Origin of the sequence: Halorubrum sp. AD140 (assembly GCF_034497445.1) — an archaeon.
Lineage (GTDB): Archaea > Halobacteriota > Halobacteria > Halobacteriales > Haloferacaceae > Halorubrum.
Genome location: NZ_JAXRUU010000306.1, coordinates 1 through 1092, shown reverse-complemented (window position 1 = coordinate 1092; position 1092 = coordinate 1). Strand labels below are relative to the sequence as shown.

Here is a 1092-nt window from a genome sequence, read left to right as displayed (position 1 = left end):
CTACTCGGCGTCGTGATGGTCGCGTCCGCGCTCTTCCGCGCGGTCGGGTCCGCCCGCGGCGAGATCCTGTTCAACAAGCTGTTGCGGCCGGGTGTCCGGCTCGTCGCCGCCGTGGGCGCGCTCGCGCTCGGCTACTCCGTCGTCGGCGTCACCGGAGCGATCGTCGGCGCGACCGGCGTCCTCGCCGCGGCCGCGGTCCCCCTCTCCGCGTCCGTCACGGGGGTTCGACCGACGCTCGGGGGCGCCCGCGCGGAGGCACGGCGCTTCTACAACCACGCGGCGCCGGTCGCGATGAGCAGCCTCGGGAAGGTGTTCCAGAACCGCGTCGACGTGCTGCTCGTCGGCGCGCTGCTGACGGCGACCGCGGCCGGCGTGTACAACGTCGTCCTCGTGGTGATCGCGGTCGCGTGGATCCCCCTCCTCTCGTTCAACCAACTGCTCCCGCCGGTCGCCTCGGAGCTGTACGCGAACGACCGGACGGCGACGCTCAACGCGGTGTACGGCTCCGTCACGCGACAGATCGTCACCGCGGTCGTCCCGCTCCTCGCCGTGCTGGCGGTGTACGGCCGGGAGATCCTGTCGCTGTTCGGCGCGGCGTACGTCGACGGGTACCTCCCGCTGGTCGTCTACCTCGGCGGCGTCTTCGTCGGGAGCGCCGTCGGCGCGACCGGCTGGCTCCTGATGATGACCGACCACCAGTACGCGCGGATGGCGCTCGACTGGCTGCTCGCGGTCCTCAACGTCGGGCTCACGTACGCGTTCGTCGTCCGGTACGGGCTCGTCGGCGCCGCGCTCGGCACGTCGCTCGCCATCGCGGTTCAAAACGGGATCCAGGTCGTCCTCCTCCGGCGATTCGAGGGGCTGTGGCCGTTCGATCGGAGCTTCCTCGCCCCGCTCGCGGCGGGTGCCGTCGCCGTCACCGCGATGTACGCGGTCCGCTCGCTCCTGACCGGTCTCCCGGCGGTCCTTACGGGGAGTGCGGTCGGACTCGCGGCGTACGCGGCCTCGCTCCGGCTCATCGGCGTGGACCCGCGTGACCGCTTCGTCGTGCGGCGGTTAGCGCGGCGGTATCGGGTCGCGCTCGCGGAGCGG

At 72.4% G+C, this 1092-nt stretch carries 1 protein-coding gene; it reads left to right on the top strand.

The features are described from left to right. A partial coding sequence (locus U4E84_RS18400; protein ID WP_322533500.1) for an oligosaccharide flippase family protein occupies positions 1-1092 on the top strand: 1092 nt, incomplete at both ends.